The organism is Arachidicoccus ginsenosidivorans (genome assembly GCF_007971385.1).
GTDB lineage: Bacteria > Bacteroidota > Bacteroidia > Chitinophagales > Chitinophagaceae > Arachidicoccus > Arachidicoccus ginsenosidivorans.
In genome coordinates this window covers 3,385,237-3,411,113 of sequence record NZ_CP042434.1, presented here as the reverse complement: position 1 = coordinate 3,411,113, position 25,877 = coordinate 3,385,237, and the positions used below count along the sequence as shown (strand labels likewise).

At 40.1% G+C, this 25,877-nt stretch carries 33 protein-coding genes and 2 pseudogenes; 15 read left to right on the top strand and 20 right to left on the bottom strand.

The window, feature by feature from the left end; all coding sequences use genetic code 11:
• Positions 1–124 precede the first annotated feature (124 nt).
• Positions 125–1,015 carry an alpha/beta fold hydrolase gene (locus tag FSB73_RS13700; RefSeq protein WP_146783246.1) on the top strand — a complete coding sequence of 297 codons (891 nt, stop codon included), beginning with the start codon at positions 125–127 and terminating at the stop codon, positions 1,013–1,015.
• Between the two features lie 151 nt (positions 1,016–1,166).
• Here FSB73_RS13700 and FSB73_RS27645 read toward each other — a convergent pair whose 3' ends face one another.
• From FSB73_RS27645 to FSB73_RS13665, 8 genes and pseudogenes are all read right to left on the bottom strand, one after another.
• Positions 1,167–1,634 carry a PQQ-dependent sugar dehydrogenase gene (locus tag FSB73_RS27645; protein WP_394344851.1) on the bottom strand — a complete coding sequence of 156 codons (468 nt, stop codon included), beginning with the start codon at positions 1,632–1,634 and terminating at the stop codon, positions 1,167–1,169.
• 116 nt (positions 1,635–1,750) lie between these two features.
• Positions 1,751–2,374 (bottom strand): annotated as a pseudogene (locus FSB73_RS27640) (PQQ-dependent sugar dehydrogenase); the annotation flags it as partial.
• Between the two features lie 177 nt (positions 2,375–2,551).
• Entirely contained in the window at positions 2,552–3,115 is a 564-nt protein-coding gene (locus FSB73_RS13690) for a DUF1572 family protein (protein WP_146783242.1), read from the bottom strand.
• 281 nt (positions 3,116–3,396) lie between these two features.
• Complete coding sequence (locus FSB73_RS13685; protein ID WP_146783239.1) at positions 3,397–3,582, bottom strand: hypothetical protein; 186 nt, start codon at positions 3,580–3,582, stop codon at positions 3,397–3,399.
• 108 nt (positions 3,583–3,690) lie between these two features.
• On the bottom strand, positions 3,691–3,873 hold the full coding sequence (locus FSB73_RS13680; RefSeq protein ID WP_146783236.1) for a hypothetical protein: 183 nt from the start codon (positions 3,871–3,873) through the stop codon (positions 3,691–3,693).
• Between the two features lie 160 nt (positions 3,874–4,033).
• A complete protein-coding gene (locus FSB73_RS13675) occupies positions 4,034–4,345 on the bottom strand; it encodes an EthD family reductase (RefSeq protein ID WP_146783233.1) in 312 nt (103 codons plus the stop codon).
• Between the two features lie 121 nt (positions 4,346–4,466).
• The gene (locus tag FSB73_RS13670) at positions 4,467–5,171 is read right to left on the bottom strand and encodes an SDR family oxidoreductase (protein ID WP_146783230.1); all 705 of its coding nucleotides are present in this window, start codon (positions 5,169–5,171) and stop codon (positions 4,467–4,469) included.
• A gap of 186 nt (positions 5,172–5,357) precedes the next feature.
• Positions 5,358–6,128, bottom strand: coding sequence for a class I SAM-dependent methyltransferase (locus FSB73_RS13665; protein WP_158639555.1), 771 nt, complete (start codon positions 6,126–6,128; stop codon positions 5,358–5,360).
• A 62-nt stretch (positions 6,129–6,190) separates the two neighbouring features.
• On the opposite strand from FSB73_RS13665, the gene FSB73_RS13660 reads away from it, so the two are divergent.
• From FSB73_RS13660 to gmk, 4 genes are all read left to right on the top strand, one after another.
• Complete coding sequence (locus FSB73_RS13660) at positions 6,191–6,985, top strand: AraC family transcriptional regulator (RefSeq protein ID WP_146783222.1); 795 nt, start codon at positions 6,191–6,193, stop codon at positions 6,983–6,985.
• A gap of 264 nt (positions 6,986–7,249) precedes the next feature.
• The gene (gene murA / locus FSB73_RS13655) at positions 7,250–8,566 is read left to right on the top strand and encodes a UDP-N-acetylglucosamine 1-carboxyvinyltransferase (RefSeq protein ID WP_146783219.1); all 1,317 of its coding nucleotides are present in this window, start codon (positions 7,250–7,252) and stop codon (positions 8,564–8,566) included.
• A 56-nt stretch (positions 8,567–8,622) separates the two neighbouring features.
• Positions 8,623–9,243: a nitroreductase family protein gene (locus FSB73_RS13650; protein ID WP_146783216.1), complete on the top strand. Its 621-nt coding sequence runs from the start codon at positions 8,623–8,625 to the stop codon at positions 9,241–9,243.
• Positions 9,244–9,283: 40 nt separating this feature from the next.
• On the top strand, positions 9,284–9,901 hold the full coding sequence (gene gmk, locus FSB73_RS13645) for a guanylate kinase (protein WP_146783213.1): 618 nt from the start codon (positions 9,284–9,286) through the stop codon (positions 9,899–9,901).
• A 238-nt stretch (positions 9,902–10,139) separates the two neighbouring features.
• On the opposite strand, the gene FSB73_RS13640 is transcribed toward gmk, so the two are convergent.
• From FSB73_RS13640 to pth, 9 genes are all read right to left on the bottom strand, one after another.
• Positions 10,140–10,430: a hypothetical protein gene (locus FSB73_RS13640; RefSeq protein WP_146783210.1), complete on the bottom strand. Its 291-nt coding sequence runs from the start codon at positions 10,428–10,430 to the stop codon at positions 10,140–10,142.
• Between the two features lie 164 nt (positions 10,431–10,594).
• On the bottom strand, positions 10,595–10,747 hold the full coding sequence (locus tag FSB73_RS23320; RefSeq protein WP_158639554.1) for a hypothetical protein: 153 nt from the start codon (positions 10,745–10,747) through the stop codon (positions 10,595–10,597).
• A 109-nt stretch (positions 10,748–10,856) separates the two neighbouring features.
• Positions 10,857–11,087: a hypothetical protein gene (locus FSB73_RS13635; RefSeq protein WP_146783207.1), complete on the bottom strand. Its 231-nt coding sequence runs from the start codon at positions 11,085–11,087 to the stop codon at positions 10,857–10,859.
• A gap of 109 nt (positions 11,088–11,196) precedes the next feature.
• Positions 11,197–11,415, bottom strand: a complete 219-nt coding sequence (locus FSB73_RS13630; RefSeq protein WP_146783204.1) for a hypothetical protein — start codon at positions 11,413–11,415, stop codon at positions 11,197–11,199.
• A gap of 108 nt (positions 11,416–11,523) precedes the next feature.
• Entirely contained in the window at positions 11,524–12,033 is a 510-nt protein-coding gene (locus tag FSB73_RS26755) for a PD-(D/E)XK nuclease family transposase (protein WP_146783201.1), read from the bottom strand.
• A gap of 17 nt (positions 12,034–12,050) precedes the next feature.
• Complete coding sequence (locus tag FSB73_RS26750; RefSeq protein WP_146783197.1) at positions 12,051–12,524, bottom strand: PD-(D/E)XK nuclease family transposase; 474 nt, start codon at positions 12,522–12,524, stop codon at positions 12,051–12,053.
• 575 nt (positions 12,525–13,099) lie between these two features.
• Complete coding sequence (locus FSB73_RS25030) at positions 13,100–14,860, bottom strand: FUSC family protein (protein ID WP_146783194.1); 1,761 nt, start codon at positions 14,858–14,860, stop codon at positions 13,100–13,102.
• Positions 14,861–14,868: 8 nt separating this feature from the next.
• On the bottom strand, positions 14,869–15,366 hold the full coding sequence (locus FSB73_RS27635; RefSeq protein ID WP_146783191.1) for an FUSC family membrane protein: 498 nt from the start codon (positions 15,364–15,366) through the stop codon (positions 14,869–14,871).
• Positions 15,367–15,378: 12 nt separating this feature from the next.
• A complete protein-coding gene (gene pth, locus FSB73_RS13605) occupies positions 15,379–15,966 on the bottom strand; it encodes an aminoacyl-tRNA hydrolase (protein WP_146783188.1) in 588 nt (195 codons plus the stop codon).
• A gap of 549 nt (positions 15,967–16,515) precedes the next feature.
• Between pth and FSB73_RS13600 the strand changes: the two genes are divergently transcribed.
• From FSB73_RS13600 to FSB73_RS13585, 4 genes are all read left to right on the top strand, one after another.
• Positions 16,516–16,797, top strand: a complete 282-nt coding sequence (locus FSB73_RS13600; protein ID WP_146783185.1) for a metallophosphoesterase — start codon at positions 16,516–16,518, stop codon at positions 16,795–16,797.
• 23 nt (positions 16,798–16,820) lie between these two features.
• On the top strand, positions 16,821–17,309 hold the full coding sequence (locus tag FSB73_RS13595) for a hypothetical protein (protein WP_146783183.1): 489 nt from the start codon (positions 16,821–16,823) through the stop codon (positions 17,307–17,309).
• Positions 17,310–17,595: 286 nt separating this feature from the next.
• A complete protein-coding gene (gene ypfJ, locus FSB73_RS13590) occupies positions 17,596–18,468 on the top strand; it encodes a KPN_02809 family neutral zinc metallopeptidase (RefSeq protein ID WP_146783181.1) in 873 nt (290 codons plus the stop codon).
• A 60-nt stretch (positions 18,469–18,528) separates the two neighbouring features.
• Positions 18,529–19,254 (top strand): ThuA domain-containing protein, encoded by a 726-nt coding sequence (locus FSB73_RS13585; RefSeq protein ID WP_146783178.1) that lies wholly within the window; start codon positions 18,529–18,531, stop codon positions 19,252–19,254.
• Between the two features lie 232 nt (positions 19,255–19,486).
• Here the strand turns inward: FSB73_RS13585 and FSB73_RS13580 are convergent, their stop codons facing one another.
• Entirely contained in the window at positions 19,487–20,254 is a 768-nt protein-coding gene (locus FSB73_RS13580) for an SDR family NAD(P)-dependent oxidoreductase (protein WP_146783175.1), read from the bottom strand.
• A gap of 261 nt (positions 20,255–20,515) precedes the next feature.
• Between FSB73_RS13580 and FSB73_RS26745 the strand changes: the two are divergent.
• The 6 genes and pseudogenes from FSB73_RS26745 to FSB73_RS13555 form a co-directional block, all read left to right on the top strand.
• Positions 20,516–21,333, top strand: a pseudogene (locus FSB73_RS26745) (ABC transporter transmembrane domain-containing protein); the annotation flags it as partial.
• A gap of 24 nt (positions 21,334–21,357) precedes the next feature.
• The gene (locus FSB73_RS25015; RefSeq protein WP_394344850.1) at positions 21,358–22,269 is read left to right on the top strand and encodes an ABC transporter ATP-binding protein; all 912 of its coding nucleotides are present in this window, start codon (positions 21,358–21,360) and stop codon (positions 22,267–22,269) included.
• Positions 22,270–22,427: 158 nt separating this feature from the next.
• Positions 22,428–22,628, top strand: a complete 201-nt coding sequence (locus FSB73_RS13570; protein WP_146783172.1) for a hypothetical protein — start codon at positions 22,428–22,430, stop codon at positions 22,626–22,628.
• Positions 22,622–22,930 carry a peroxiredoxin family protein gene (locus FSB73_RS13565; RefSeq protein WP_158639552.1) on the top strand — a complete coding sequence of 103 codons (309 nt, stop codon included), beginning with the start codon at positions 22,622–22,624 and terminating at the stop codon, positions 22,928–22,930. Before FSB73_RS13570 ends, FSB73_RS13565 begins: the two co-directional genes overlap by 7 nt.
• Before the next feature lie 209 nt (positions 22,931–23,139).
• Entirely contained in the window at positions 23,140–24,084 is a 945-nt protein-coding gene (locus FSB73_RS13560) for a gliding motility protein GldB-related protein (protein WP_146783166.1), read from the top strand.
• 146 nt (positions 24,085–24,230) lie between these two features.
• A complete protein-coding gene (locus tag FSB73_RS13555) occupies positions 24,231–24,539 on the top strand; it encodes a hypothetical protein (RefSeq protein WP_146783164.1) in 309 nt (102 codons plus the stop codon).
• 110 nt (positions 24,540–24,649) lie between these two features.
• Here FSB73_RS13555 and FSB73_RS13550 read toward each other — a convergent pair whose 3' ends face one another.
• Complete coding sequence (locus tag FSB73_RS13550; protein WP_146783161.1) at positions 24,650–24,994, bottom strand: DMT family protein; 345 nt, start codon at positions 24,992–24,994, stop codon at positions 24,650–24,652.
• A gap of 51 nt (positions 24,995–25,045) precedes the next feature.
• Positions 25,046–25,825 (bottom strand): bifunctional demethylmenaquinone methyltransferase/2-methoxy-6-polyprenyl-1,4-benzoquinol methylase UbiE, encoded by a 780-nt coding sequence (gene ubiE, locus FSB73_RS13545; protein WP_225973999.1) that lies wholly within the window; start codon positions 25,823–25,825, stop codon positions 25,046–25,048.
• Between the last annotated feature and the right edge of the window lie 52 nt (positions 25,826–25,877).

The following is a 25,877-nucleotide window of genomic DNA, read 5'->3' as shown; positions in this document are numbered from 1 at the left end:
AACAAACTAGCCCGCGCTAACAGGCAAAAGCCGTAAAATTAATCAGGGGCAGCGCGTGCAACCATGGCAATTCAGGCAGCACTGGCAGTTCAGGCAGAACAGACAGATCAAATAGCAACGTATTATGAAAGAAGCAATAAAAACCATTCATTTTAAAGGAAAAGACATCCGTTATGCTTGTTATTTCCATGATAAAGGGGAGCATATGGAATTAAAGGGCCAGCCTTTGCCAGGTAACACTTTGAAGGTAAGGCTGACGCTGATGCTCATCCACGGCTTTCCAGAGAGCGGGGACATTTTTAAAGCGCAGATAGCGGCTTTATCCACTTTGTACAACCTGATTGTACCAGACCTTCCTGGTTCAGGAGCTTCGCCCTATAATCCCGCCCTTCAAACCACTGCGGATTTTGCCGACAGTATTCAGGCAATCATAATCGAGGAAAAAATAGAAAAGCTAGTAGTAATAGGCCATTCTATGGGAGGCTATATTGCGCTTGCTTTTGGAGAAAAATATCCAGAAAGGCTACTGGGATTAGGTCTGCTGCATAGTACTGCCTATCAGGATAATGAAGCGAAAAAACAAAACAGGTTAAAGGCCATTGAAACGATGCAGCGTTATGGCGGAGCTAACTTTTTAAAATCTATGATCCCGGCTTTATTCAGTGCTAATTATAAAGAGAAGCACGCACAAGTGGTTCAGGATCTTATTAACACGGGCAGCCATTTTGAGACCAGGGCACTACAACAGTATTATCAGATGATGCATGACAGAATCGATAAGACCGACTTATTTTCAAAGTTAACCATTCCTTATTTACTAATTTCTGGCACCGAGGATAAAGCCGCTCCTGCCGGTGATTTAATCCAGCAAGCGACACTTATAGACACTGTTATGGTGGAAATACTTTCTGATGCCGGCCATATGGGATTTATAGAAAAGCCCGAAGAAGTCAGTAAAATCATCCATCAATTTATGCAACTGGTGCAAACCCTGCAGGTAAGCGAAGCGCTATAGATTGCAAAGCAGATTGAACAGTTAAATGCGTACGCGGGTAGCTGTACGCAACAAAAAAAAGCCTGGTTAGGCGTTGACTGAGGTTTTACTCCCTTCAACGCCTAACCAGGCTTTTGAATTATCTTGGCCGTTAAGCCCTATTGTTTTACCATTACTTTTTAGCCACTTTATACAGTCTTCCTTGTTCAGAGATCACATACAAAGCGCCGTTTTTTGCCTGGGTCACCGCTCTGAAGCGTTGTCCCATATCCTGCATTAACCATTCTTCAGCGGCGACCCGGTCACCATCCAGCACGAGCCTTGTCAGGTGGGAGCTGCTTAGACAAGCAATAAATATATTTCCCTTCCATTCTGGGATGGTATCGCTGTTATAGAAAGTCATACCGGACGGGGAAATTACGGGATCCCAATAATAAATGGGCTGTTCCATTCCTTCCTTTTGCTGAATGCCATCCCCTACCTGATCGCCGCTGTATTCTCTGCCATAGGTGATGACTGGCCAGCCGTAGTTTTTACCGGGTCGGATAATATTGAGTTCATCACCGCCTTTGGGTCCGAATTCATCCTCCCAGATCTCTCCTGTGGCCGGATTAATAGCCATCCCTTCAGGGCTGCGCAGACCATATGCGTAGATTTCCGGTAATGCGCCTTTGGTATTTGCAAAAGGCCCCCTGGTACTGGTTTGCCATCTTTGGTCAGATGCAAGACCTTGCCAATGGCCACACTCAAATCCTGCGCCTTGGTACGAATCTCTTTATCGGAGCGTTCACCCGTAGTGACAAAAAGATTGCCGTCTTTATCAAAAACAATTCTGGAGCCATATTGCAGTGTTCCTTTCCAGGCAGGTGCCGCCCGATAAATCACTTGAATGTTTTCTAAATGCGTTTCATCCTGGGACAATTTGCCTTTGGCAATGGCCAGCAGGTTGCCTTTGGCTCCTGGCTCGGCATAATCAAAATAGACCATGCGATTGGTGCTGAAATCCGGATCAACGTTCACATCCAACAAGCCGCCTTGTCCATCTGCATTCACTTTGGGCAAGCCTGTGATTTGTTTATCCAGTTTGCCATCCAGTGTTTCAATGCGCATGGTGCCTAACTTTTCCGTAATTAATAATCTACCATCAGGCAGGTTACAGATTCCCCAGGGAAATTTAAGTGTGCTATCTAGCAAGGTTACCTGAATAGGTGTCTTGGTTTTTGTACCCTTAACCCTGGTCTGACCGACAAAAGCAGGTTTATAATCACTGTTGGGCTTTTTGGTTTCCACCGGAGGGAGACTATCGGCAGTGGAAATGCCCGATTTTTGATCCGTATTTGACTGTGAGTTGCTATGGCAACTCAGCAGCGCTCCACTCATTAGCATACCAATGAGGGCACGCATCGTAATGACGCTAAACTGTTTTTTTTGCATGAGAATATGGTTTTTCAAGGTGAATTTACTTCTTTTGAATTGCATTTTTACCTAAGCATCGCCCTTGTTAACAATATTTTGTAAGTCTACCGAATTGAAAACCGCTATGCAAGTTCGTTTCTATTATTGATGCCGGGACGTATAACCCATGGACTGATTGTAATTTTGGCTCTGATTTTTGCCAATGGTAAGTGGTTGCCAGTCCGCACCGCTCAGCCATTTAGCCACGTACACAATTTGTCCCACATGGCTGCTATAATGCATCAACTGGCGGATAATCCCGTCATAGGCTTTGAGTGATTCTCCCCTAATGGTAATATCCTTTTCCAGATCCTCTGGTTGCAGACTTTTCAAGGTATGGAGCAAGCAAAGCCAACCTCTCTCCCAGTATGCTAAAACTGCCTGCCTGTTATTTTCTACGGGTTCAAACTCCTGATCCCTGTTGCGCCATGACTTCTCCCCATCTTCTGTTAAAAAGTTAGTCCACCTGCTTTCCATATTACCTGCCATATGCTGCATGATAACAGCAACACTATTACTTCCAGTTGCCACTGCAGTAAATAACTGGTCATCACTTAACTGACTAATGGCTTTATCGGCCATTTGTTTATACCCCTCCAGTCTTTTAATCGCTTGATGTAAAAATCCTGCTGAAAATGTATTTTCTTCTATCTTATTTTCTGTCATTACTGATTGGTTTTAGAAATGTGTGTATTTTTTAGTATCAAAGGCCTTAGGGCAGTATTCACTTTTTTTGCAAATATCACGACCTGACACGGCCTACACAAAAGTACAGCCAATCCTGCATTTACGCAATAGATAAAAATGTCCATATGAAGCAAAATAAAGTTGCCACCAATGCGCTGTTCAACACGAAAAAGATATTTAAATAGCCCGTACCGAGGGGCGGCTTTAAAACAACCAGAAAAAGAAAAGAAACGCTGTATTATCCAAGGGTTACGACGGGTTTATAGACAGAAAGTATCCTTCAAGGTAATGTTTAATTGACGCCCTTCCATAAGTGCTTTTTTATCCTTTTGGCCACCGATGGTCAGGCCTATGGCAATGCCTATGGGCATGCCAAAGGCTAACAAAGCTGTGTGACCGTTTGGGGCACCAAGAGCAAGGCCAATAGGTACACCAAACAGCAACATACCTAAAACCAACCATTGATTTCTATAATAATACTTGGGGACGATTTTATGCTTTTTTTCAAGCCATTTAATAATGGCGGCCCTATTTTTAACGAGTAATCTTCTAAGCTAATTGCCGCTTTTTTCCGTGCGGTTTACCTGTTCGATCTCCTTGTTGATAAAACCAACGGTAGCCGCCGGTAAATCTTTACTATTCAATTCACCTATCAATCGTTCAAATTGTACCACCATGCCACGGAGCTTCGTATCGTTTGCGGTATTTTGCTTGATATGCAAAGCTATAATTTTCATCTTCAATAATTTATGCGCTGATTGTCCGTATATTTTATTCAATAAGCAAAATCAGATTTTATCCAACATCTATAATTGGTTACCGCTCCACCAACCCCATAACAAACCTATCTTTATAAAAGGATCGTACCATAAATATATGGAATAAGTTTCAATTGTATTATACAGTTTTTGTATCATAATAATAGATTTGTACATCTTTATTATCCGGAGCTAAGATCTTTCTATCCGCCGCACACGCCTGCCCAATGGCTGACTTAAATGCATTTTGCATGGCTTCCATCGATTCAAAATATAAATTGGCCACCCGAAACGACTTATGTCCAGTAGTGGAATGTATCTGGCCATCATTTATTTCATAATTAATCAGTCCTGGCAATTTTTTTGCCAGCGGAATATGCACCTGGAAATAATGCCTTTCAAAAAAGGCTATATCTTTTGGTGTATGGTAAATCACAGTCATGCGTGCCATAATAATGATTGTTTTTTGGTGATTGAGTAATCAGCAACAAATGGTCTTAATAAAATTTATAGTTTATTTTTAAAGCTAAAATCTATCCAGGTAAGGCATAAAGGTTCATTGCGACAACGACTTAATACAAGCCGCCATCCACGCCCAATATATTCCCAGTGATATAGTCACTTTGCACCACAAATAATATTGCCTGGGCGATATCCTCTGGCCTCGCAACTTTTCCAACTGCGGTTTGAGCGGCAAATGCTTTAAAGGACTCCTCTTTAGCTGCTTTAGGCATAAAATCCCACCATGGCGTATCTACCACACCTGGTGATACCGCATTTACACGCATTGGCTTTAGCTCTTTTGCCAAAATGGGTACCATAACCTCTAAAGCACTATTGATAGAGGCAATCCCTGCTGTGCCAGGCATTCTGGCACTTGCAGTAATGGCCGTGATGAACGTAATACTTCCTTTTGTATTTATATAGGGGAGGGCAGCTTTCAGCGTTTGCAATTGCGCCCAGTATTTCTGCTCAAATCCCATTTTTAAGTCTTGTAGAGACAGGTCATTGAAATTGCCGAGGCCTTTGCTACTGCCAAGGGCGATAACAAGATGATCAAAGCTGCCTTTAGCACTAAAAAAGGCATTTACTGCGTCGTTATTACAACTGTCGACCTTAGCGGCAGATAACCCAGCCTGCTCAGCGGCTTTTAATTTATCCAGGTTTCTACCTGTTATGGTTACCTTAGCGCCTGATTGTTTAAATAACCTCGCTGTTGCCAACCCAATTCCTGAGCTTCCACCTGCAATTATTATATTAGAACCTACGAGTGTCATTTTCTTTATTTTCTTTATTTTCTTTATTTTTTTTACGTTTCGTTTAATTGATATCCTAGGCGTCTTGCCCCTGGGTATTTGAGGGACAGCCCTTATGCAAGCGTAGCGTTCTTGTCATAAGCTGGACACAACTTCAGATTCTGGCATATATCCTCCTAGGTCGTGATAGCAGATGCTCGCGATGCGTCAGGTTTTCGTTTTGGTTGCCATGTAAATATGAACCGGATAATAAAGCTCGTAATGATTATTTATCAGGCTTGCCGATACACCTAAATTATTTTTATAGATATCATCATAAATCAATTGCCGAAATTTCTTTTTGTTTTCGTCCGTCATGTAAGAGGCCGCCAGTTGCGTATTAAGACTTATATTCATCTTATAATCGGCTGTTTTAAAGTCTGTCAGGAGTGGATGGCTGAATAAATGTCTAAATATTTGTGGCGTTAATACACCTGTATGGGATGGATCTCTAAGTTTTTCCATTTGATCATAAGCGCTGCATTTTGAAGCGGGTACTGCGACATCCACTACCATCACAACTCCACCCGGCGCACATACACGCACCATTTGTTCAAATATTTTTTCGTAGGCTAAAAAATGATGAAAACTAAAACGGGTAACAACGATTGAAAACTGATGATCCATAAAAGGTAATGGATCCACATCTGCTAATACCCAATCCATGTTGCTCAATTTATTTTGCGTTTGCAATTGGCGGGCCTGATCCAACATTTCCGGGGTAATATCAATTCCGGTGACATGTTTTGCGTGTTTTGCAAAGGCGCAGCTTACAATCCCTGAGCCACAGGCAAGATCCAGCACCAGATCATTTTGGTGGACACCGGACATTTCAATTAATGTACTTAGGGCTTCCCCATGAGCTTTTACCGCGCTATACCCCACGGCCTGTTTTGCAAATTGTTCCTTTATAATTTGATTGTGTTGTAGCCTTTCCATATTTAGAATTTTGATTGATAAAGCAAAATTACTCACCATTCTTTTTGTATCTTTACGATATTATGACTACAAGTATCGAAAATCGGCCAATTATCGTGGATTTAGGGTTTGATACCGATCCATTAAAACCAATATTGTCTTTTGCGTTGGACGTTTCTCAGACAAAATGTGCTGACAAACACTGTCATCCACGTGCGCAACTGATCTTTTCCAGCAAAGGCACCATGAAAGTAGCTACGCAAAAATCTATTTGGTATGTCGGTCAGCACCAAGCCATTTGGGTCCCCAGTATGCAGGAGCATCAGGTCATTTTTTTAAATAACAATCATATCCGCAATATTTTTGTTTGTCCAAAACGGGCACAAGGACTACCGCAAAACATTTTTGCACTTAGTGTTTCACCTTTTATGAGAGAACTGCTTTTGAAAATTGTCGGGATGGGCAATCATTATGATTTAAACAGCCCTAAAGGCAGGTTGGTAAATGTGCTCCTGGATGAACTGGCGTTGGTGACGCCTACCCCTTGCTGCTTGCCGCTGTCAGATGATTTTCATCTTGAGCCGGTTATTACCGAATTACTAAAACATCCTGGTGATCCTAGCGGTATTGAATATTTTGCTAAAATCGCCTGTACATCCCCCCGGAACTTATCCAGGTTGTTTATAAAGGAATTGGGACTTTCTTTTAGTAACTGGCGTAAGCAATTAAAACTGGTAACCGCCGTTGAATTATTAAATAAAGGCCTTAGCGTCTCAGAAATTTCTTTTGAATTGGGATACAATAGTCCGTCTGCCTTTGTGGAAATGTTCCGTAAGGCTTTTGGTGTACCTCCGGGTAAATACATTGATCAATATTGAATATTAGATCAGGGCCTGATCCTTAGCATTCAATCTCGTAAATCAAATAAAGCCACCGTAAAACAAATTGCCAATCAAGCCAGATACCACAATCTATTCTTTTCTGGTCTTATTAGTAAGGATACATTCCGGGTAATTTTCGGTTTGCTTACGCTTTTTGGTGATTATAACAGACTAGTTGGGGGTATTCGGTCGGAGATTATTAAATTTGCGGTTCATTACGTAGGCATAGATCAATAACACATAGTATAAAATTATCATTATATGGCTTCATTTGAAGTAATCGGCGGTAAAAAATTAAAAGGTAGCATCCAACCACAGGGGGCAAAAAATGAGGCGTTGCAAATCATCTCTGCTGTTTTGTTGACGGATCAGGAGGTGAGAATCGAAAATATACCGGACATATTGGATGTCAATCTTTTAATTGAATTATTAGCCGATATGAATGTCCAGGTCAACCGGATTGATCCCCATACCTGCACCTTCAAAGCCGATAATATAAACACAGATTATTTAAACTCCCCTGCTTTTAGGGAAAAAGGCAGCAAGCTTAGAGGCAGTGTTATGCTGGCAGGTCCCATGCTGGCACGTTTTAAAAAGGCCTATATTGCAAAGCCTGGTGGAGATAAAATCGGTCGCCGGGGTGTGGACACCCATATTTTGGGTTTTCAGAAACTCGGGGCGACTTTTAATTATAACCCAACCACCTCATGTTTGGAATTCACCACCGCTGGACTCAAAGGAACTTATATGATGCTGGATGAGCCCTCCGTTACGGGTACCGCCAATGTTTTGATGGCGTCCGTTATGGCTGAAGGGGTCACCCAAATTTATAATGCGGCCTGTGAGCCTTATATCCAACAACTCTGCCGTATGCTCAACAGCATGGGCGCAGAAATTACCGGCGTTGGCAGCAATCTGCTCACCGTAAAAGGCGTTAAAGAACTCTCAGGTACGACCCACAAAATGCTGCCAGACATGATTGAAATCGGCAGTTTCATTGGTCTGGCAGCCATGACTTCCAGTGAACTCACCATTAAAAATGCCGGCATTGAACATTTAGGCGTTATTCCTGATAAATTCAAAAGACTGGGCATCCAGATGACCTTTAAAGGGGACGATATTTATATTCCAGCGCAGGATCATTATGAGATCTCTACCTATATGGATGGCGGTATCCTGACGATTTATGATAATCCATGGCCCGGATTTACGCCGGACCTGATTAGCATTGTTCTTGTTACAGCTATCCAGGCCAAAGGCAGCGTATTGATACACCAGAAAATGTTTGAAAGCAGGTTATTTTTTACAGATAAGCTCATTGATATGGGGGCGCAGATTATCCTGTGTGATCCGCACCGTGCAACCGTTATTGGCCTTGACAGGAAGCATAAACTGCGGGGTATTACCATGAGCAGCCCCGATATCCGTGCAGGTCAGGCATTGCTTATTGCTGCCTTGAGCGCGGAAGGTAAAAGTACGATTCAAAATATCGAGCAGATTGATCGTGGCTATCAGCAGATTGATAAACGACTTATAGAACTAGGTGCTGACATTCAAAGAATAGATGAGAAAAAATAGGCTATAAGCACAATTAAAAAAAACACAAGTTAAAACACATTAAAAGATTACTTAGTATGTCCGATATAGGTACAAATCAAGCACAAAAAGCGGCCGATGTGACCGTTATAGAAGAAATTATTAAAAACAGAAGAACCGTAAAACCACAAGCCTATAATGGCAAAATTATTGATCCTGCCAGTATAGATCAACTGATCCAGGCTGCCAACTGGGCACCCACACACGGACTGACGGAGCCCTGGCGTTTTATTATATTTGAAGGGGCAGGCATTCAACGTTTTTGCCAGGATCATGCGGAGCTTTATAAAGCTAATACTGAGCCTGACAGGTTTATGCAGGCATCTTATGATAAGCTTAAAAATCAAGGCAATCAGGCTTCTCATATTATCGCTGTATTTTCCAAAAGAGGACCCAAAGCCAATATCACTGAACTGGAAGAAATCTGCGCAACCGCTGCTGCCGTTCAGAATATTTTACTAACAGCAACGGCCATGGGTATCGCAAATTTCTGGAGCACTGGCGGTCAGACCCTTAAACCTGCCATGCAAAAATATTTCCAGTTAAAGGAAGCAGATCAGATGATCGGGTTGATTTATCTGGGTTATACTGATGAGCCTGCTCCTACAGGCAGAAGGATAACCCCACTAGAAGAAAAAGTAATGTGGTACCGTAGATAATCAAGTAATTTTAAACCTTCTAATCGTCTTAAACAATCCAATGGAGTACATCTCTAAAGAAAATACAGCAGATTCACCTGTCAATTCCAGTAATAAAGGCAAAATGATCATTTTAACCGCTCCTTCCGGAGCGGGTAAAAGTTCAATTGCGCAATATCTTTTGCAAAAGCACTCGGACAAACTGGCATTTTCAATATCCGCGACGACACGTGCTCCACGAGGCGCAGAACAAAATGGGGTCGAATATTATTTTTTAAGCGTCGACACCTTTAAGGAAAACATCCAAAAAGAGGCTTTTTTAGAATGGGAAATGGTTTATGAAGGTAAATACTATGGCACCCTTAAAGCAGAGCTTCAAAGAATCTGGGATAGTGGTAAACTCCCTATTATGGATATCGATGTAAAAGGTGCCATCCATGTCAGGAAACAATTTGGGCAGGAGTGCCTTTCTATTTTTATACAACCGCCCTCTGTAGATGCACTTGAACAGCGATTAAAGGCAAGGGGCACTGAAACACCACAAAGCATCCAAACAAGACTAAATAAGGCCAAATACGAATTGTCCTTCCAACCACACTTCGATAAAACCGTTATTAATGAGCACCTGGATGAAGCCTGCAAACAAGCCGAAAAATTAATCCTGGATTTTATCCAATAGATCATCAACAGCAAATAAAAATAAGGCTATAATATACAGCTAAGCAAATAAATGGGAATTAACAAATATCGCCTACCCCTACAGCTACAAAGCTGTAATATCCAAAACTGATAACTAAATTTATCCAGTATATGGTTAGAAAGCAGCAGATGAATTATAGTTTAATTTGCTAATCCCCAATAGAAAATCAGATCAATAAATTTGCATTGGGTTAATATGGACCACCTGAGCACATCTTTTATGACACGGAGACGTTCATATTGCTTTTTATAGCAGCTATCTCAGATGATGGCAATTCCAAAACACAAGCAATTAAATTAAGGTTATAGCTTCCATCCTTAATGAGCCACTCAATGGCCAATTTCTCTCCCTCTTTATTATCTTTATATCCTTCTTTAAATCCTTCTACAAATCCTTCTATAAATCCTATCAATTTAGCGGAATACAATTCCGCCCAATAATTTTCTTCTTGCTTAATCATCGCAGGGCTTTTCTTCATCTTTGTACATTTTTTTCTAAAAACTTTCATTGTTAAAAATTTGAATTTTAATAATAAAATTGGTTTTATTGGCCTGGACGCACTGTGCTAATTTAGCTTCCAAACATCACAACCTTATTCGCATTGCTTATTTCATTTTGGCTTTAATTTCTTCAATCTGATGCAAAGTTAATTTTAAGATTTTTGATATTTGCTCAAGCGAAAAATCCGCGATTTTCAATCAGCAGTTCAGCAATCTCCATATTGCGTTCTTCTCTGCCTTCTTCTCTACCTTGCAGTTTTGCAGAATACAATTCAGCCCAATAATTTTCTTCTTGTTTATTAATCACATGGCATCTCTTCATCATTCATTTGTTTAATTAAACTTCATACCTATTGATCCTTAGCATTCTCAAAATAAAATAAAGTTCAATAAACTACACCCCGCCAATTAAGCCCAAACAATCATTATAACTTTTATGGCATTGCATGCTCCATATTAGCTTTTATTTCTTCAATCTGGCTTAAAGGTATTTTTAAACTCTTTGATATTTCTTCTAACGTAAGTTTATTGCTATCAATCAGCTGTTCAATAATCTCTACTCTACCTTCTTCAATACCTTTTTCAATACCTTTCTGTTCCGCAGAATACAATTCAGCCCAATAATTTTCTTCTTGTTTATTAATCACATGGCATCTCTTCATCATTCACTTGTTTAAATAAACTTCATACCTATTGAACCATAGCATTCTCAAAATAAAATAAAGTTCAATAAACTACACACCGCCAATTAAGCCCAAACAAACATCATAACTTTTATGGCATTGCATGCTCCACATTAGCTTTTATTTCTTCCACCTGGCTTAAAGGTATTTTTAAACTCCTTGATATTTCTTCTAACGTAAGTTTACTGCTATCAATCAGCTGTTCAATAATCTCTACTCTACCTTCTTCTCTACCTTGCAATTTTGCAGAATACAATTCTGCATAAGCTCTTTCTTTTTGTCTATTAATCACATGGCATTTCTTCATCATTCATTTGTTTAATTAAACTTCATACCTATTGAACCATAGCATGCTCAAAATAAAATCAAGTTCAATAAACTACCCCCGCCAATTAAGCCCAAACAATCATCATAACTTTTATGGCATTGCATGCTCCATATTAGCTTTTATTTCTTCAATCTGGCTTAAAGGTATTTTTAAACTCTTTGATATTTCTTCTAACGTAAGTTTATTGCTATCAATCAGCTGTTCAATAATCTCTACTCTACCTTCTTCAATACCTTTTTCAATACCTTTTTCAATACCTTTCTGTTCCGCAGAATACAATTCTGCATAAGCTCTTTCTTTTTGTCTATTCAATGCGTTGTATCTTTTCATCTCTTCTTTATTGAAGTTAGCAATTCGAGCCCTTTCAAAAAGTGGCCTATATTTTTCATTGTCCAGGCTTGCTGGGATTTCAGTCAAACTTCCCATATTCGCCAGTAAAAACAAAAATACGTCTTTTTCTCCTTCTAACTCATCAATTCCTTTGTTAAATTTTGAAAGCTCAACGGTCAAAAGGTTCGTACAAACCAAACTTACTCTTTTTGTACTTCTGCTCACAATTTCATGTAAATCAACACATGGGCCATCTTTTAACTCAGGCATATTAAAATCAGTGATTACTACCCAGTAATTGGCCAATGGTCATACTTATAGTCCTCGCCGGGGCGCATTTGGGTAGAATGATAACGGGAGGTATAACCAAATGCACGCTTCAGCATAAAAACGACATACTGTTGCTGCATTTCCAGATCAAATACACGGCCATGCTTATCATTAAAGCTAAAATCAAAAATAGCTTTACGTTCATCCTTAATGCTGCCCAGCATTTCAGATTCATCAAAATCAATATCCAGCAAGGCTTCAATAAATCCGTCTCCTAATGCCGTGATCATCCTTTTTAAATCCTCCTTTCCTTCTGGCGATCTAAACACTCTTTTAATACCAAAATCCCCTTTCAAACTAACAAATACACCACCTTCGGACAAAGGCCCAGTAAGCTTCTTACGCCTTCCCTTCTTAGAACGTAAAGCCATCTTGCTAATCAACGTATTTTCTCCACTTGGCACACGCAATCCCTCAGGGTTCATTTTCATAATTTACCTTTTTTCAAAATACAATAAAATATAAGGTCGCTAGCAATTGAACAAGCAACACCATTTAAGCAAACTGGTAGGTTTAATTTTTCACACACGCACCCAAAGACAAATCGAAATTCTAAAATTAATATTTTGAAATACCTTTAAAATATCTTTGAAATATAAGTGCAATACAATCAGTAATGGCAGGTTCGTTTCACAAAATTAGAACGTTTTATTTATACAAACAAAATATTTTATTCTTATTTGTCAATTAAATCTTAAAAAATAGATAAAGGACTTTTATAACCTTATAAATTCCACTTTTTTCACATAAACCAAAAACAAACTGTACATCTGAAGCCATATCTTTTAAGTATGACGTAACAACATCGTTCCGTTTTTCGGCCAATAAAAAAAAGGGCTCAGTTAATGAATTTGGTTAAACTGTAGTTCAAATTTATTTTAAGTCAAGCAAGCATTTTCAGAAATAAAAAAGCAGCCAAAAAGCTGCTTTAATCATCAAATTTATAATAAACTGAAATCATTTTTCTTGTCTTGTGCCCACGGCAGTTGCCACTTTAATTGCAAAATCACCCCTTGGCCAGTTCAGCGACAATTTTTTTCTGATCAGCCACTACCCCATTAATCAAATTAAATAGACTATTGATGGTTTTATAATCCGTCAAAAACTTCCTTATGGAAGTATTGTGGGGGCCGTCCTGACTTAGCTGTAATTCCTTTTTACGTTGCTCCAGAAGATCCATTAGCTTTTGGTTGACGGGCAGTTGCCTGAGTACTGCACCTGACCCAATGCTATCTGCTGTTTCCAGGGTCTTCTGTACGGTATCAAAGTTTTGCTGGATTTGACTGTAAACCACCCTGAACTGTTCAGAAATATAGCGTTTATCCTGCCCCTGGGCATAATAAGAAAGCGACGCAATATAAGAACAGAGCATATTGCTGGTGACCACAAACTGATGGTATTCCTGCAACTTGACCTGTTGACGTTTTGGATCAGATAACATTCGCTGAAAATTATCCGATAGATTCGCGAGCGCAATAAATGCATTCTTTCTACACACTTTAAAGTATTCAATATCCAGTTCGCTTCCAATAAAGTAGCCGGCGACGGACAAAAAATAGGCTTTATTGGTTTTGAGCATTTCTGCGGCGTATTGATTTTTTTGTTCATGTTCCCAATTGGGTAAAACAAACAAGGAGGACACATACCCAATGGCGCACCCAATTCCACTATTTAAAATTCTTTGCAACAGCACCTCGGACATGACCTTGGAACTGATAAAATCATAGGAAAGAATCACCATCATAGTGATACCAATCGCATAAATAAAATAATTAATACGAAGCATGGAGCAGGACAGTAAAATTGCAAAACACATGATCACAAAGATGGCGTTCACATCATTTATAAAATAAATCGTCAAAAAGCTAATAATCCCACCTATGATCGTTCCGCCTATTCTATCAATATTTTTCTGTCTTCCAAGGCTGTATGAAGGCTTTAATATGATGATAATGGTCATTAGTACCCAATAACTATGGTGACCTAGATTGAATATTCTGGAGATAATTAGCCCAATGGTCAGTGCCACCGCCACGCGTATGGCGTGTCTGAACTGTCCAGACTTAAAAGAGATATTCTCTACAAAAACTCTATAATCATATTGTTGCTTGGGGATAAAGGGATCAAAATCCCGAATCCGGCGTTTAATCTTGGCATCTGTTGTTCCTTCCTCTAACTGCCCTTGCTCAGATATGTCCTTTTTATTTTTGGTAAAAAGATTCAACCGTTTAATCCTATCGGTTAAATCCTGCAAGCTATACAGGATCTGACGCAACATAATAAAGTCTTCCATGTTCGTGGAATCCATTTGCCGCTCTCTGAGCTGGTAAAAAGCGCTGCGACATTTTTCAAAAGCCTTGTTCAGCTCCCTTTTACTATGATATTGTCTGCCCTGTTGTAATGCCAGACCATTTTGTTCTAATTCATAGGCAAGAATATTTAAATAACGCCCAAATACCTGCAAGATATGTTTGCCATCGAAGGCGTTATGCAATTGAACATAATCTTGTTGGGACAGCAAAATCCTTTCATACAAATCAACGCTATCTATAAAAATCAAGAGCAGGGATCTGCTTTTAACGGTCGATTCCTGTACAATCTGCCTGGTTTTAAATAATACTTCCCGAAGATTCTCCTGTTGTTCTTTTAGGACCACCTGCTTTTTAAGCATCTGATCCATAATCGTTTTATATTCGACCTTTGGCGCATAGTAATTGCTGCGCAGATTTAATAAACTAGCCAGTTCAATCATATGCTCTCCGAGCATTTGCTGAATTAATTTATAAGGCCGCAATCTATAAGAGACAATAAAGAGAAAAAATACAAAATGCCTCCTGCTGTCATATACCAGGCATTAAGCAAAATATCCCCAGCCACAAAATTTCTATCGGAGAAAAAGATAAAACACATTAAGGCACAGGTCCCAATACTAGACATCCTGGCCCCATAAATCCCGCCCAGCGATAAGATAATCGCAAAAAATAAAAGTTCAATAACAGACAGCCAAACATAGTCTCTGGACAATCCAGCAATCACTGAAACCACAAAAAAAGCCACGATGGCAATTATATTGGCATTCAGGCGGTGTTTGAAAGAACCAGGCGCATCCGAAAACCCAACATTAATGACGCCCAAAGGCACAAGTATATATTTGATCAGTACTCCTTCATGAAAGAATACAATGGAAGGAACCAAGACTGCCAGCGTGATTAGTAATCCCGCATACAAATGGTGCCCGGAAACAAACTTGCGAAAAGCTGTTATATTATTCAATGTATTTACTGATTATTTTTTAACCGCCCCAAAACGCTGTTTATTGTAATCATTCATTACCCTGGCAATACCTGCCACTGCAAATTGTTCAATAACTTCCACACATTTATCAATCTTACCGGCGATAACCTCCTTTTCTTCCGGGAACCATTTCCCCAGGACAAAATCCACTTGCATACCCTTAGGAAATTGATTACCAATGCCAAAGCGCAGCTTTGGATACTCCGTCGTATTTAAGATATGCTGAATATCTCTCAGGCCATTATGACCGGCATCACTACCTCCGGCTCTGATGCGGATTTTATCAATTGGCAGCGCCAGATCATCTACAACAGTTAGAGTCCTTTCCAAGGGTATTTTTTCTTTATCCATCCAGTATTTAAACGCCTTGCCGCTTAAATTCATATAGGTAGTTGGCTTTATACAAATAAAGATTTTACCCTTCCATTTCACCTCCGCCACCTCCGCCAATCGGTCTGAGCGGAACTGTCCTTCATGCTTGACTACAAAAGCATCTACTACTTCAAAGCCTGCATTATGACGTGTGCCAGCAAATTCACTGCCCGGATTACCCAGGCCAACAATTAAAAATTTAGACATATTTAATTTACGTTCTATTGACCACTTACTGAATCACAATTTAAGTATCAGTAACAATAATATGCAAAATTAATGCATATTTACGGGTTATGGGAACATGATCTTTACTGCCTAACAATTTTTAAAGATGGCTAGTTTTTTGAAATACATAAAATATCGCTATTTAAGTATGGTTGAGGCAAAAAAATCCAGGCGGGCACCCTATGTAAATTCTTACTATAGTATTACCCGCCTGGTCATTAAATTGTCCAAACCACATATCAGGTTTGTGTTAGGGCGCATTTGCTGCGCTTGTAGCCTAAAGGTAATGCATCTAATACGAATCTACAAAAAAAATTTACGGAAAAGCAAATACCCAAATTGCTGCAAAAAAATGGCAAGTACTTCCTTTACTTCAAAAGTAAAAAATAGACATAATGAGCTTATAATCAACAACAAAAAAATCAATCTGATCATTGAAAACAGCTACTTTTTTGCTTTTGTTTTACCGTGTAAATACGCGATCTTTGTCCTTGAGATTCAACAAATAATCCGTTCAACCCTTTTGCCATGCGAACCTTTGTCATGGGTGATATTCATGGAGCTTTCAAAGCCATGAAACAATGCCTGCAACGCTCAGATTTTGATATAGAAAAAGATTGTTTAATCCAATTAGGAGATATTGTAGATGGTTATGAAGACGTCTTTGAATGCATAGAGACCTTATTATCCATTAAAAATAAGGTACTCATCAAAGGCAATCATGATGACTGGTTCCGTAGTTTTTTGAAACGGATTACCATCCCGCTTTATGGCAATATGGCGGAAAAGGGACCCTGCTCTCCTATTTAAGGCATGCAGGCAAAAAAACAAAGTTGATTGCAAGTGGCAGAGGCTTTAAAAGCGCATTCAATGCGTCAGATATCCCGGCCACACATAAAAAGTTATTTGAATCGCAAAAGCTGTATTTTGTGGATGAACAGCACAGATGCTTTTTACATGCAGGTTTTGACCGCCATTTACCCTTTACACTTCAAAAGGAAACAACCTATTATTGGGATCGGGAATTACTGGAGGCCGCCTTGCAAAGGGATGCTTACTATGAAAAAGGCGTTATCCCGGAGGGCTTTTATAACGATGCGCCTTTCAAAGAAATCTTTATAGGCCATACCCCAACCACACACATTGGCGATCAAACAGATAAACCCCTGCAGGTGTTAAATATTACCGATCTGGATACGGGTGCAGGTCACCAGGGCCGCCTGACCATTATGGAATTACCAGAGACCGCTGCGGACTTTGCGGCAAATCGTTACTGGCAATCAGATCCGCTGACGCAATTATATGCGAACAGTAACCGTTGAAGACTTAGTTGCTGAGAAGTAGCCTAAGGACAAAGAGGCTATAAAACTGCCTGGTAATTATTTATAGTGCTATTTATCAACATTTTAAGTATCAATACAAAGGTTAGACTTTTGTATTTCCGCACCTTCTCAGCATTATTTTTTTTTAATTGATTTTCACGTTGTCCATAAGATATAAAAATCTTACTGTATATTTAGGATAGGATTTTATTAACAGTTGACGGATATGGCACATTATTCGATTATTATTGCGTTTTTAAAAAACACCATTTAAAACCTTGAACACATGAAATGGATCAATCCTGATGATAGTACGGATGGCGTAGAAGTAAGAAAAGGTGGCGGCGCCAGACGGGTAGGCAAAATTGGAGGGCTCGGCGCCGTAGTTGTCGTTATCATCTCCCTTATTTTGGGCAAAAACCCTTTGGAAATGCTCGGATTTGTCAATAATGTCCTGCCGGAACAGGCAACCACACAGACTACTGGTACGGTCACCAATACCCACGCCAATAATGATTCTACTTTTACAGTCAGGGTCTATAACAGTTGTAATACCGTCTGGAGCGGTATTATGCGGGATAAATTCAATAAATCTTATAGCAAGCCGAGACTCGTCATGTTTGAAGGCAGCGTACAGACCGCCTGCGGCGGTGCAAGCGCTGCTTCCGGCCCTTTTTACTGTCCTGGAGACAGAATGGTCTATATAGATCTGGGGTTCTTCCAGGAACTCTCCCAACGATTTAATGCGCCGGGCGACCTGGCCAAAGCCTACGTCATTGCCCATGAGATGGGGCATCATATACAAAATCTGCTAGGCATGACAGATCAGGTGGATGCCGCCAGAGCCAGGCTCAGTGAAGCTGCTTATAATAAACTCTCCGTTAAACTAGAATTACAAGCCGACTTTTACGCAGGCCTCTGGGCACACTATGCAGAGCAGGAAAACATTATTCAATTAGATCAAGGAGATATTGAATCAGCCCTTGGAGCGGCTGGGGCAGTCGGGGACGACCGGCTGCAAAAGGAGGCTACGGGCACAATTAATCCCGATACTTTTACCCATGGTACCTCTGCCCAACGTATTTATTGGTTTAAGAAAGGCTACACAACCGGCGATTTTAGTCAGGGCGATACCTTTAATGATCCAAGCCTGAACTAATAAACTTTTTTCCATCGGTGCATCCAGCTACATTTCTCCTACATCATTCAATCAAAATAAATGTATCCACTAAAATTCAAAAAAGTATTCAAAGTAAGGACACTCCTGTGTTGTGCATCTGCACTCATTTTGGTCACTGGTACACTAAATGCGCAAAAGCGTCACCGGCCACTTAAAAAGATCCTCGTGTTTTCTAAAACTGCAGGATTCCGGCATGCTTCCATCAGTGCAGGCAAAACCATGTTTCTGACTAAAAGCGCAGCTGCCGGCTACCAGGCAGACACCACGGAAGACGGCGCTGTATTTACGCAAAAAGGCCTAAAACCCTATAAGGCTGTCGTATTTTTAAATACAACAGGTGATGTACTGGATAGCGCCGAACAACTGGCTTTTAAAGACTTTATCCATAAAGGCGGCGGTTATATAGGTATCCATGCAGCCACCGACACGGAGTATGACTGGCCTTGGTATAACAAATTGTCAGGGGCTTATTTTGACAGCCATCCCCATCCTCAGTCTCCCACTTTCCATGTGCTGGACAAAAAATTTTTAGCCACCAGGCATTTACCCGATTCACTGGTCCAAAAGGAAGAAATCTATAATTTCAAATCGGTTCAACCAGGGTTACATTACCTGATCAGCGTAGACGAATCTACTTATCAAGGTGGAAACATGGGCAAATTTCATCCCATCAGCTGGTACCATAATTTTGAAGGGGCAGAGCCTTTTATATTGAGTGGGGCCATTTTCCAGAGACCTATGCTTCGGCTAGTTTTCAGCAGTTAATCTATAAGGCACTCGATTGGGCAACCGCAAAAATAAGCATTAACGGGGATTGGTAAAGGCTTTTGTGGCCTACAATCAAAAGCAGCGCTGGCTTTATTGACATAAATCAAACAATAGGGCCAGCGCTGCTTTTGGTATAAGGTATTAGCTATCGAGGTCAATCTTCCTCTTTTGCCCAGTTCTTTTGCTTTTCTTTATATATGGTCTGACTTCTTGGTGCTTTTTTGAGCTGCTATACCTCTTTATGTGTAAAAAAGGCATTGGCCTGGGCGGTACAGGTAACTACCAGGTCATTGATGCAAACATGCTCAGGTAAATTAGCCACATAAAAAGCAATATCTGCAATATCTTTGGCCTCTAATGCATGATAACCTTCATAGACCTTATCGCTCTCAGCCTGATCTCCTTTAAAACGAACTATTGAAAACTCCGTTTGTGCTGCACCGGGGTGTATAGCAGTTACTTTAATCTTTTTGGACAATAGATCAATTCGCTGCGCCTTGGAGATGGCCTCTACCGCACTTTTGGTAGCGCAATAGACATTGCCCATTGGATATACATCTTTGGCAGCCGTAGACCCGATATTGATAATATGCCCCTTACCTCTTTTTTCAAAATAAGGCAATACACCTCTGGATACATAGAGCAAGCCTTTAATATTGGTATCAATCATGGTTTCCCAATCATCCATATCTGCCTGATCAAAAGTATCTCTGCCAAGTGCCAGTCCTGCATTATTGACCAGCACATCAATTGCCTGCCAATCTTCCGGTAAGGCCTCCAGCTGTGCCTTAACTGATTGTCGGTCTCTTACATCAAAGGTAAGCGGCAGTACCCTGATTCCGTATGCTGCTTCCATCTCACTTGCCAGCGCTTCGAGTCTCCTTTGTCTTCTGCCAGTAATAATAACATCCCAGCCACTAGCCGCAAACTGCAAGGCTATCGCCTTGCCAAAACCAGCGGTGGCTCCGGTAACTAAAATTATTTTTGAATTTGTCATTTTTCACTCATTTTTATTTCGTTAATCGTTTTCAAGCACTCAACTACAACTATTTCCCTAAATTTAAAATGGAAAGGTAGCAAAATCTATCAAATCATTAACCAAAATAGCTCCAGGCGCTACACAGATTGCGCAGGCAGGCCTTAAGTGCATGGCTGCTTTCTGATATACCAAAGCCGAATTTATTGCAGATTTTTCGCACATTTTAAAAATTACACCTTTGTGGTGCACAGCCATTAAAAAGATTGCTTAAATTGGCTTATGGAAACACTCTGGAAGTACCTTAAACCGCATAAAAACCTGATCATAGTTGCCCTTCTACTCGCTACAGCGGCGCAGCTACTAAGCCTGATTGATCCTGTAATATTTGGGAAAATTATCGATGATTATGCCACCCATCCAGTCGTACATACAGAAAAAGAACTCATCCGGGGTGTTCTCTTTTGGTTAGTCATTGCTGTAGCGGTCGCCTTACTTTCCAGGCTGACCAAGGCCTTCCAGGACTATGTAATCCGACTAGCCACTGCCAGGTTTGGAGAGAAAATTTTCAATGATGGACTAAAACAGACGCTTAGACTGAACTTCCAGGAGTTCGAGGAAAACCGAAGTGGAGAGACATTATCCATTTTGCAGAAGGTAAAAACAGATACAGAACGCTTTGTTACTTCTTTTATCAATATATTGTTTTCTTCTGTCGTCGGTATTGGCTTTTTAATCTGGTACTCTATTACCAAAAACTGGATGCTGATTCCTGTATTTTTAATTGGCATTGTCCTATTAGGTTCCCTAACGGGTCTGCTTTCAAAAAAATAAAAACCATTCAACGCTCTATTAATAAAGAGACCTATGCGATGTCAGGCATTATCACAGAAAGTCTCAGAAATATAGAGCTGGTTCGCTCTTTAGGACTTACCTTTCCAGAGATTCGCAGGCTAAAAGGTTTAACCTCCTCCATCTTTGACCTGGAAATGGAAAAGGTCAAAAAGGTGCGCACGCTTTCATTTTTGCAGGGCACCACCCTGAATGTACTTAAACAGTCCATTTTATTTATCCTGCTCTGGCTGATTTTCAGAAAAGTACTGACCACCGGGGAATTAATTGCTATGCAATTTATTTCTACAACCATATTTGGTCCCTTACAGGATCTGGGCAATATTATTCTGCAATACAGGGAAGTAGACGCATCTATTAGGAGTTTTGACCGTTTAATGCTAAAACCAGTAGAGACCAGACCGCCTAGCCCCGAAGATCTGGGTGCACTAGATTCATTAAGGTTCGATCAGGTGGCCTTTAGACACAAAACCGCTGATTATAACAGTATAGATCATTTATCGTTTGAGGTCAAAACCGGCCAGACCATTGCCTTTGTCGGCCCTTCCGGCTCTGGAAAATCCACGCTGGTCAAACTGCTGGTAGGACTCTACCGGCCACTGTCTGGAGATATCCTTTTTAATGAAATCAAAGCCGACAAAATCCGTTATAATCAACTAAGACGTCAGATTGGCTTCGTTACGCAGGATACCCAACTGTTTGCAGGTACCATTCAGGCCAACTTACAATTTGTAAAATCAGATGCGACAGAAGCAGAAATGTTGGATGCCATGGAAAAAGCAGCCGCGACACACTTGTTAGCCAAGTCGCCACAAGGGCTTAAAACCATTTTAGGGGAAAATGGCATGAAATTATCAGGGGGAGAAAAACAACGGCTGTCCATTGCCAGAGCACTACTGAGAAAGCCGAGGCTATTAATTTTTGACGAAGCCACCTCGGCCTTGGATTCCATCACCGAACAAAGCATTACAGAAACAATTAAAGATATTTCTTTGGACAAACAGCAAATTACCATCTTAATTGCACACAGACTCTCCACCATCATGCATGCGGATGTCATTTATGTACTGGAAAAGGGCAAATTTGCCGAAATTGGTAGCCACAGTGAACTCTTAGACCAAAAGGGGCTGTATTACGCCATGTGGCGCCAACAGGTTGGAGAAAGAAATACAGCATTTTCCTAACAATCATCCAGGGATTAAACCTTAATTTTACCCACGGATCAAATATAAGCCAGTCCGAGACCTATTTTATGGGTAAATAAGCTGTCTGGCATGATCAGTAAAGGGGTTTTAAAGTGGACATTTAAATTTTAGTTTTTGATTATTTATAAATTATAACCGTGATTACGATGAACTATAAAGTGATAATTTCTGCATTCCTGGCTATTTTTTTAGTAACCAGCTTCCACGCAAAAGCCCAAAATGGCTATGACAGCCTGCCTCCCTACCAAAAAGACTCCTCTTTGCCTAATTTTCTGTTATTAAGGCAAGACAGCAGCTGGTTGAGTGTGGCCCAGACCCCAAAAAAACGGCTGTGGTGATCACCTTTTTTAATCCTGATTGCGAACATTGCCAGCATGAGGCAACACGACTGGCAAAATCCATGGACAAATTGAAAAAAATTGATTTTATCTGGGCAACCTATGCGGCTTCCTTTGAGGAGATTAATGCATTCGCCAAAAAATATCACCTGGACAATCTGCCCAATGTTCATTTTGTGAAAGATGTAAATTATTCTATCCCTAGTTTTTACCACCTGGAAATGACCCCTACATGGCAGCCTATAACAAAAAAAGACAACTTGTCAAGACTTTTGCGACCGGTGCCAGCCCTGAGGAGCTGATCCAGCTATTAGAATAATAGTGCTTATTTCTCTAAAATAAGCACCCCTATTCTGATACATACAGCACATGAATTGTTTGCGCATCTTATGTGCTGTATGTATTTATACTTGGATGCTGTGATTATGAATGAATAAATAAATGAATAAAAAAATATCGTCCAAAATCTTAAATAATATTAGGCCGATTGCCTATCTGAAAAATCAACTTCATGAAGAAGACACTTCTTTTTATTACTGTATTGCTTGGTCTGGCCTTCACTGGTTTTGCCCAAAGCACCAATAAAATATTCACTTCAGATATAGACAATTTTTGGAACGCCTTTGACCATATTCAAACCACGAAAGATTATTCAAAAAAACTACAATTTATCCGTACATTGTATATCGATAAAGGCACCAAAGGTTTGAAAGCATTCATGGCGGCCAGGGATTATAACGACACGCTTTATGTCAATCTAATTAACAGGCTGCCCAAATTTTGGCACTCCATCCGGCCAAATACATTACGCATAAAAAATAAAACCAGTGAATTAAAGGATGCCATTAAAAATCTAAAACGGCTATACCCGGAACTTAAAGATGCAGAAATGTATTTTACGATAGGAGGATTGCGTTCAGGAGGAACTGTAATGAATCAAATGGTTCTTGTCGGAGCTGAAATCGCCACAGGCGATTCAACGATTGATATGTCAGAATTCAAAAGCAATTGGTTAAAAAACGTATTCGCCAATCAATCCATTGACAATATTGTCTTCTTGAATATCCATGAGTATATCCATACCCAGCAAATAGGAGAAGGGGCAACTTTATTAAGTAAAAGTATCCATGAGGGTGCCTGTGACTTTATAGCAGAAATGGCCACCCAAAAGCCCATTAAAACCAGCTACCAAACATATGGCCAGGCACACAATAATGAAATAAAAGCCTTGTTTAAAAAGCAAATGCATTCAAATAATTATTCTGATTGGCTTTATAATGGTTCTCATGCAAAAACTTGTGCCGATTTAGGTTACTATGTCGGTTACCAGATATGCAAATCGTATTTTGATCATGCAAAAAATAAACGTAAAGCCATTCAAGAAATAATTTGTTTGGATTATGATAATGCCCAAGCAATAGACTCCTTTCTTATTCAATCCCAATATTTCAATTAACCACCTTAATCGTCAACAGCTGATCTTTGTACTGGCTGTTTTACTTCCAGACGGATTTTGAATAAAAAATTGAAAATCTGGTTGCATGATCTTTACCAGTCCGACAATCAAAATAAAATTGGTGAGCAGAATTTACGGATGAAGGTATGGAAATGGCGAATATCAATCAAGTTTATAATCAATATAGGGATAAATACGGCATTCCTTTACCAGAAGAGATTATAGGAATTCGCAAAAAATACTGGTCAGCGAACAGTGAAATGTCGGCTATTTTGGGGTTTGGAGCCAACGAATACAGAAATTACGAGGCAGGTGAAATACCAAGCATCTCCAAAGGGCGGTTAATCCAATTGGCAAAATCTCCCATCGAATTAAAAAAACTTCTGCTCCTTTCCAAAAACACAATTGGTGAATCCTCTATTAAAAAAGCCAACTCAAGGATTGAGCAGGTGTAAAACACATAAGTCAGGGAAGGTCAAATAGTCAAAAACAATCCGGTAAATCTCAATAATCAAAATAATTTAAGTAGGGTAGCCTCCTTTTACAATAGACCTTACATTTCCATTTACTTCTTGAAGGCAAAATAAACGGCTGCCAAAATACATAAAAAACTAACAATATATTTCCAGTGAAAAGGCTCTTTAAGATAGAATATCGCAAAAAAGGTAAAAACCACCAGGGTCACGACTTCCTGGATTATTTTTAACTGAAAGGCGCCTATCCCCCACTCTTTTCCAAAATGGTTCGCAGGTACAGTTAAACAATATTCAAAAAAAGCAATCGACCAACTAATCAGAATGATCTTCCAGACGGGTAAATTAGCCGCCCCTGGTTTTAGATGCCAATACCAGGCTGTGGTCATAAAAATATTTGAAAAGACCAGTAATAAGATAACCCAGACCGTTTTCATGATAAATGACTATTTGATGAAAAGATGCCAATTGCAGTTGGCATAGGTTAATTATTTGCGCCCTTCATAGATACAACATATGCCTAGTGTCAAGGCTTTAAATAGCGTATCTTTAAAATGGACACCGTTCAAAATCCGAATAAAGTCATTTCTTTCCGGGAATGCCCTGGCTGATTTATTCAGATAGCTATAGGCTTCTTTATTTTTAGAAAACAAATTGCCCATGGCCGGTGTAACAACATTCATATAAAAATTATATAAACCTTTAAATAAGGCGTTATGTGGCCTGGAAAATTCCAGGACAATTAATTTCCCGCCCGGTTTTAAAACCCGGTGCATTTCTGAAAGGCCTTTTTCCAAATCCTGGAAATTTCTGACACCAAATGCCACTGTAATCGCATCAAAGCTATCCGCTTCAAAAGGAAGTGTTGCACTGTCGGCCTGTCTGAGTGAAATATGACCTGAAAGCCCCGCTTTGGCGATCTTCTCCCTGCCTATTTGCAACATGCCCTGAGAGATGTCAATGCCAATTATATTATCCGGTTGTAGCATATTATAGGTCATAATCGCCACATCACCCGTTCCGGTGGCTACATCCAGGATTTGCTTGGGTTGACCTTTGGCCAACCGCTTAATGGCTTTTTTGCGCCAATGCTGATCGATCCCCAGGCTCAAAAAGCGATTTAAAAAGTCATATTTGGGTGCAATGTCATCAAACATATGCTCCACCTGATGCTTTTTATCTTGTCCGCTGCCTTCAAATGGCAGGATCTCGTCATGTGCGTACTTTGTCATAAAGGCAAAGATAATGGCTTTTTGCGGTGTTTTCATGCAAGCATCTGTGCATAATTCGAGGTTTTTCCCCCATAAAATGCCAAAATTC

Excerpts from the sequence above, each read along its gene's own strand:
- FSB73_RS13630 (WP_146783204.1), bottom strand. The coding sequence starts at position 11,415 with ATGATGAAGAAATGCCATGTGATTAATAGACAAAAAGAAAGAGCTTAT.
- FSB73_RS13585 (WP_146783178.1), top strand. The coding sequence starts at position 18,529 with ATGTATCCACTAAAATTCAAAAAAGTATTCAAAGTAAGGACACTCCTG.
- FSB73_RS13635 (WP_146783207.1), bottom strand. The coding sequence starts at position 11,087 with ATGATGAAGAGATGCCATGTGATTAATAAACAAGAAGAAAATTATTGG.
- FSB73_RS13640 (WP_146783210.1), bottom strand. The coding sequence starts at position 10,430 with ATGAAAGTTTTTAGAAAAAAATGTACAAAGATGAAGAAAAGCCCTGCG.
- FSB73_RS13555 (WP_146783164.1), top strand. The coding sequence starts at position 24,231 with ATGGAAATGGCGAATATCAATCAAGTTTATAATCAATATAGGGATAAA.
- ypfJ (WP_146783181.1), top strand. The coding sequence starts at position 17,596 with ATGAAATGGATCAATCCTGATGATAGTACGGATGGCGTAGAAGTAAGA.
- FSB73_RS13700 (WP_146783246.1), top strand. The coding sequence starts at position 125 with ATGAAAGAAGCAATAAAAACCATTCATTTTAAAGGAAAAGACATCCGT.
- FSB73_RS13600 (WP_146783185.1), top strand. The coding sequence starts at position 16,516 with ATGCGAACCTTTGTCATGGGTGATATTCATGGAGCTTTCAAAGCCATG.
- FSB73_RS13680 (WP_146783236.1), bottom strand. The coding sequence starts at position 3,873 with ATGAAAATTATAGCTTTGCATATCAAGCAAAATACCGCAAACGATACG.
- FSB73_RS13580 (WP_146783175.1), bottom strand. The coding sequence starts at position 20,254 with ATGACAAATTCAAAAATAATTTTAGTTACCGGAGCCACCGCTGGTTTT.
- pth (WP_146783188.1), bottom strand. The coding sequence starts at position 15,966 with ATGTCTAAATTTTTAATTGTTGGCCTGGGTAATCCGGGCAGTGAATTT.
- FSB73_RS13560 (WP_146783166.1), top strand. The coding sequence starts at position 23,140 with ATGAAGAAGACACTTCTTTTTATTACTGTATTGCTTGGTCTGGCCTTC.
- FSB73_RS13660 (WP_146783222.1), top strand. The coding sequence starts at position 6,191 with ATGACTACAAGTATCGAAAATCGGCCAATTATCGTGGATTTAGGGTTT.
- FSB73_RS13550 (WP_146783161.1), bottom strand. The coding sequence starts at position 24,994 with ATGAAAACGGTCTGGGTTATCTTATTACTGGTCTTTTCAAATATTTTT.
- FSB73_RS13685 (WP_146783239.1), bottom strand. The coding sequence starts at position 3,582 with ATGTTGCTGTTTGGTGTACCTATTGGCCTTGCTCTTGGTGCCCCAAAC.
- gmk (WP_146783213.1), top strand. The coding sequence starts at position 9,284 with ATGGAGTACATCTCTAAAGAAAATACAGCAGATTCACCTGTCAATTCC.
- FSB73_RS25030 (WP_146783194.1), bottom strand. The coding sequence starts at position 14,860 with ATGCTCGGAGAGCATATGATTGAACTGGCTAGTTTATTAAATCTGCGC.
- FSB73_RS13665 (WP_158639555.1), bottom strand. The coding sequence starts at position 6,128 with ATGGAAAGGCTACAACACAATCAAATTATAAAGGAACAATTTGCAAAA.
- FSB73_RS26755 (WP_146783201.1), bottom strand. The coding sequence starts at position 12,033 with ATGCCTGAGTTAAAAGATGGCCCATGTGTTGATTTACATGAAATTGTG.
- FSB73_RS13650 (WP_146783216.1), top strand. The coding sequence starts at position 8,623 with ATGTCCGATATAGGTACAAATCAAGCACAAAAAGCGGCCGATGTGACC.
- murA (WP_146783219.1), top strand. The coding sequence starts at position 7,250 with ATGGCTTCATTTGAAGTAATCGGCGGTAAAAAATTAAAAGGTAGCATC.
- FSB73_RS25015 (WP_394344850.1), top strand. The coding sequence starts at position 21,358 with ATGCAATTTATTTCTACAACCATATTTGGTCCCTTACAGGATCTGGGC.
- FSB73_RS13690 (WP_146783242.1), bottom strand. The coding sequence starts at position 3,115 with ATGACAGAAAATAAGATAGAAGAAAATACATTTTCAGCAGGATTTTTA.
- FSB73_RS13670 (WP_146783230.1), bottom strand. The coding sequence starts at position 5,171 with ATGACACTCGTAGGTTCTAATATAATAATTGCAGGTGGAAGCTCAGGA.
- FSB73_RS13675 (WP_146783233.1), bottom strand. The coding sequence starts at position 4,345 with ATGGCACGCATGACTGTGATTTACCATACACCAAAAGATATAGCCTTT.
- FSB73_RS26750 (WP_146783197.1), bottom strand. The coding sequence starts at position 12,524 with ATGAAAATGAACCCTGAGGGATTGCGTGTGCCAAGTGGAGAAAATACG.
- FSB73_RS23320 (WP_158639554.1), bottom strand. The coding sequence starts at position 10,747 with ATGATGAAGAGATGCCATGTGATTAATAAACAAGAAGAAAATTATTGG.
- ubiE (WP_225973999.1), bottom strand. The coding sequence starts at position 25,825 with ATGAAAACACCGCAAAAAGCCATTATCTTTGCCTTTATGACAAAGTAC.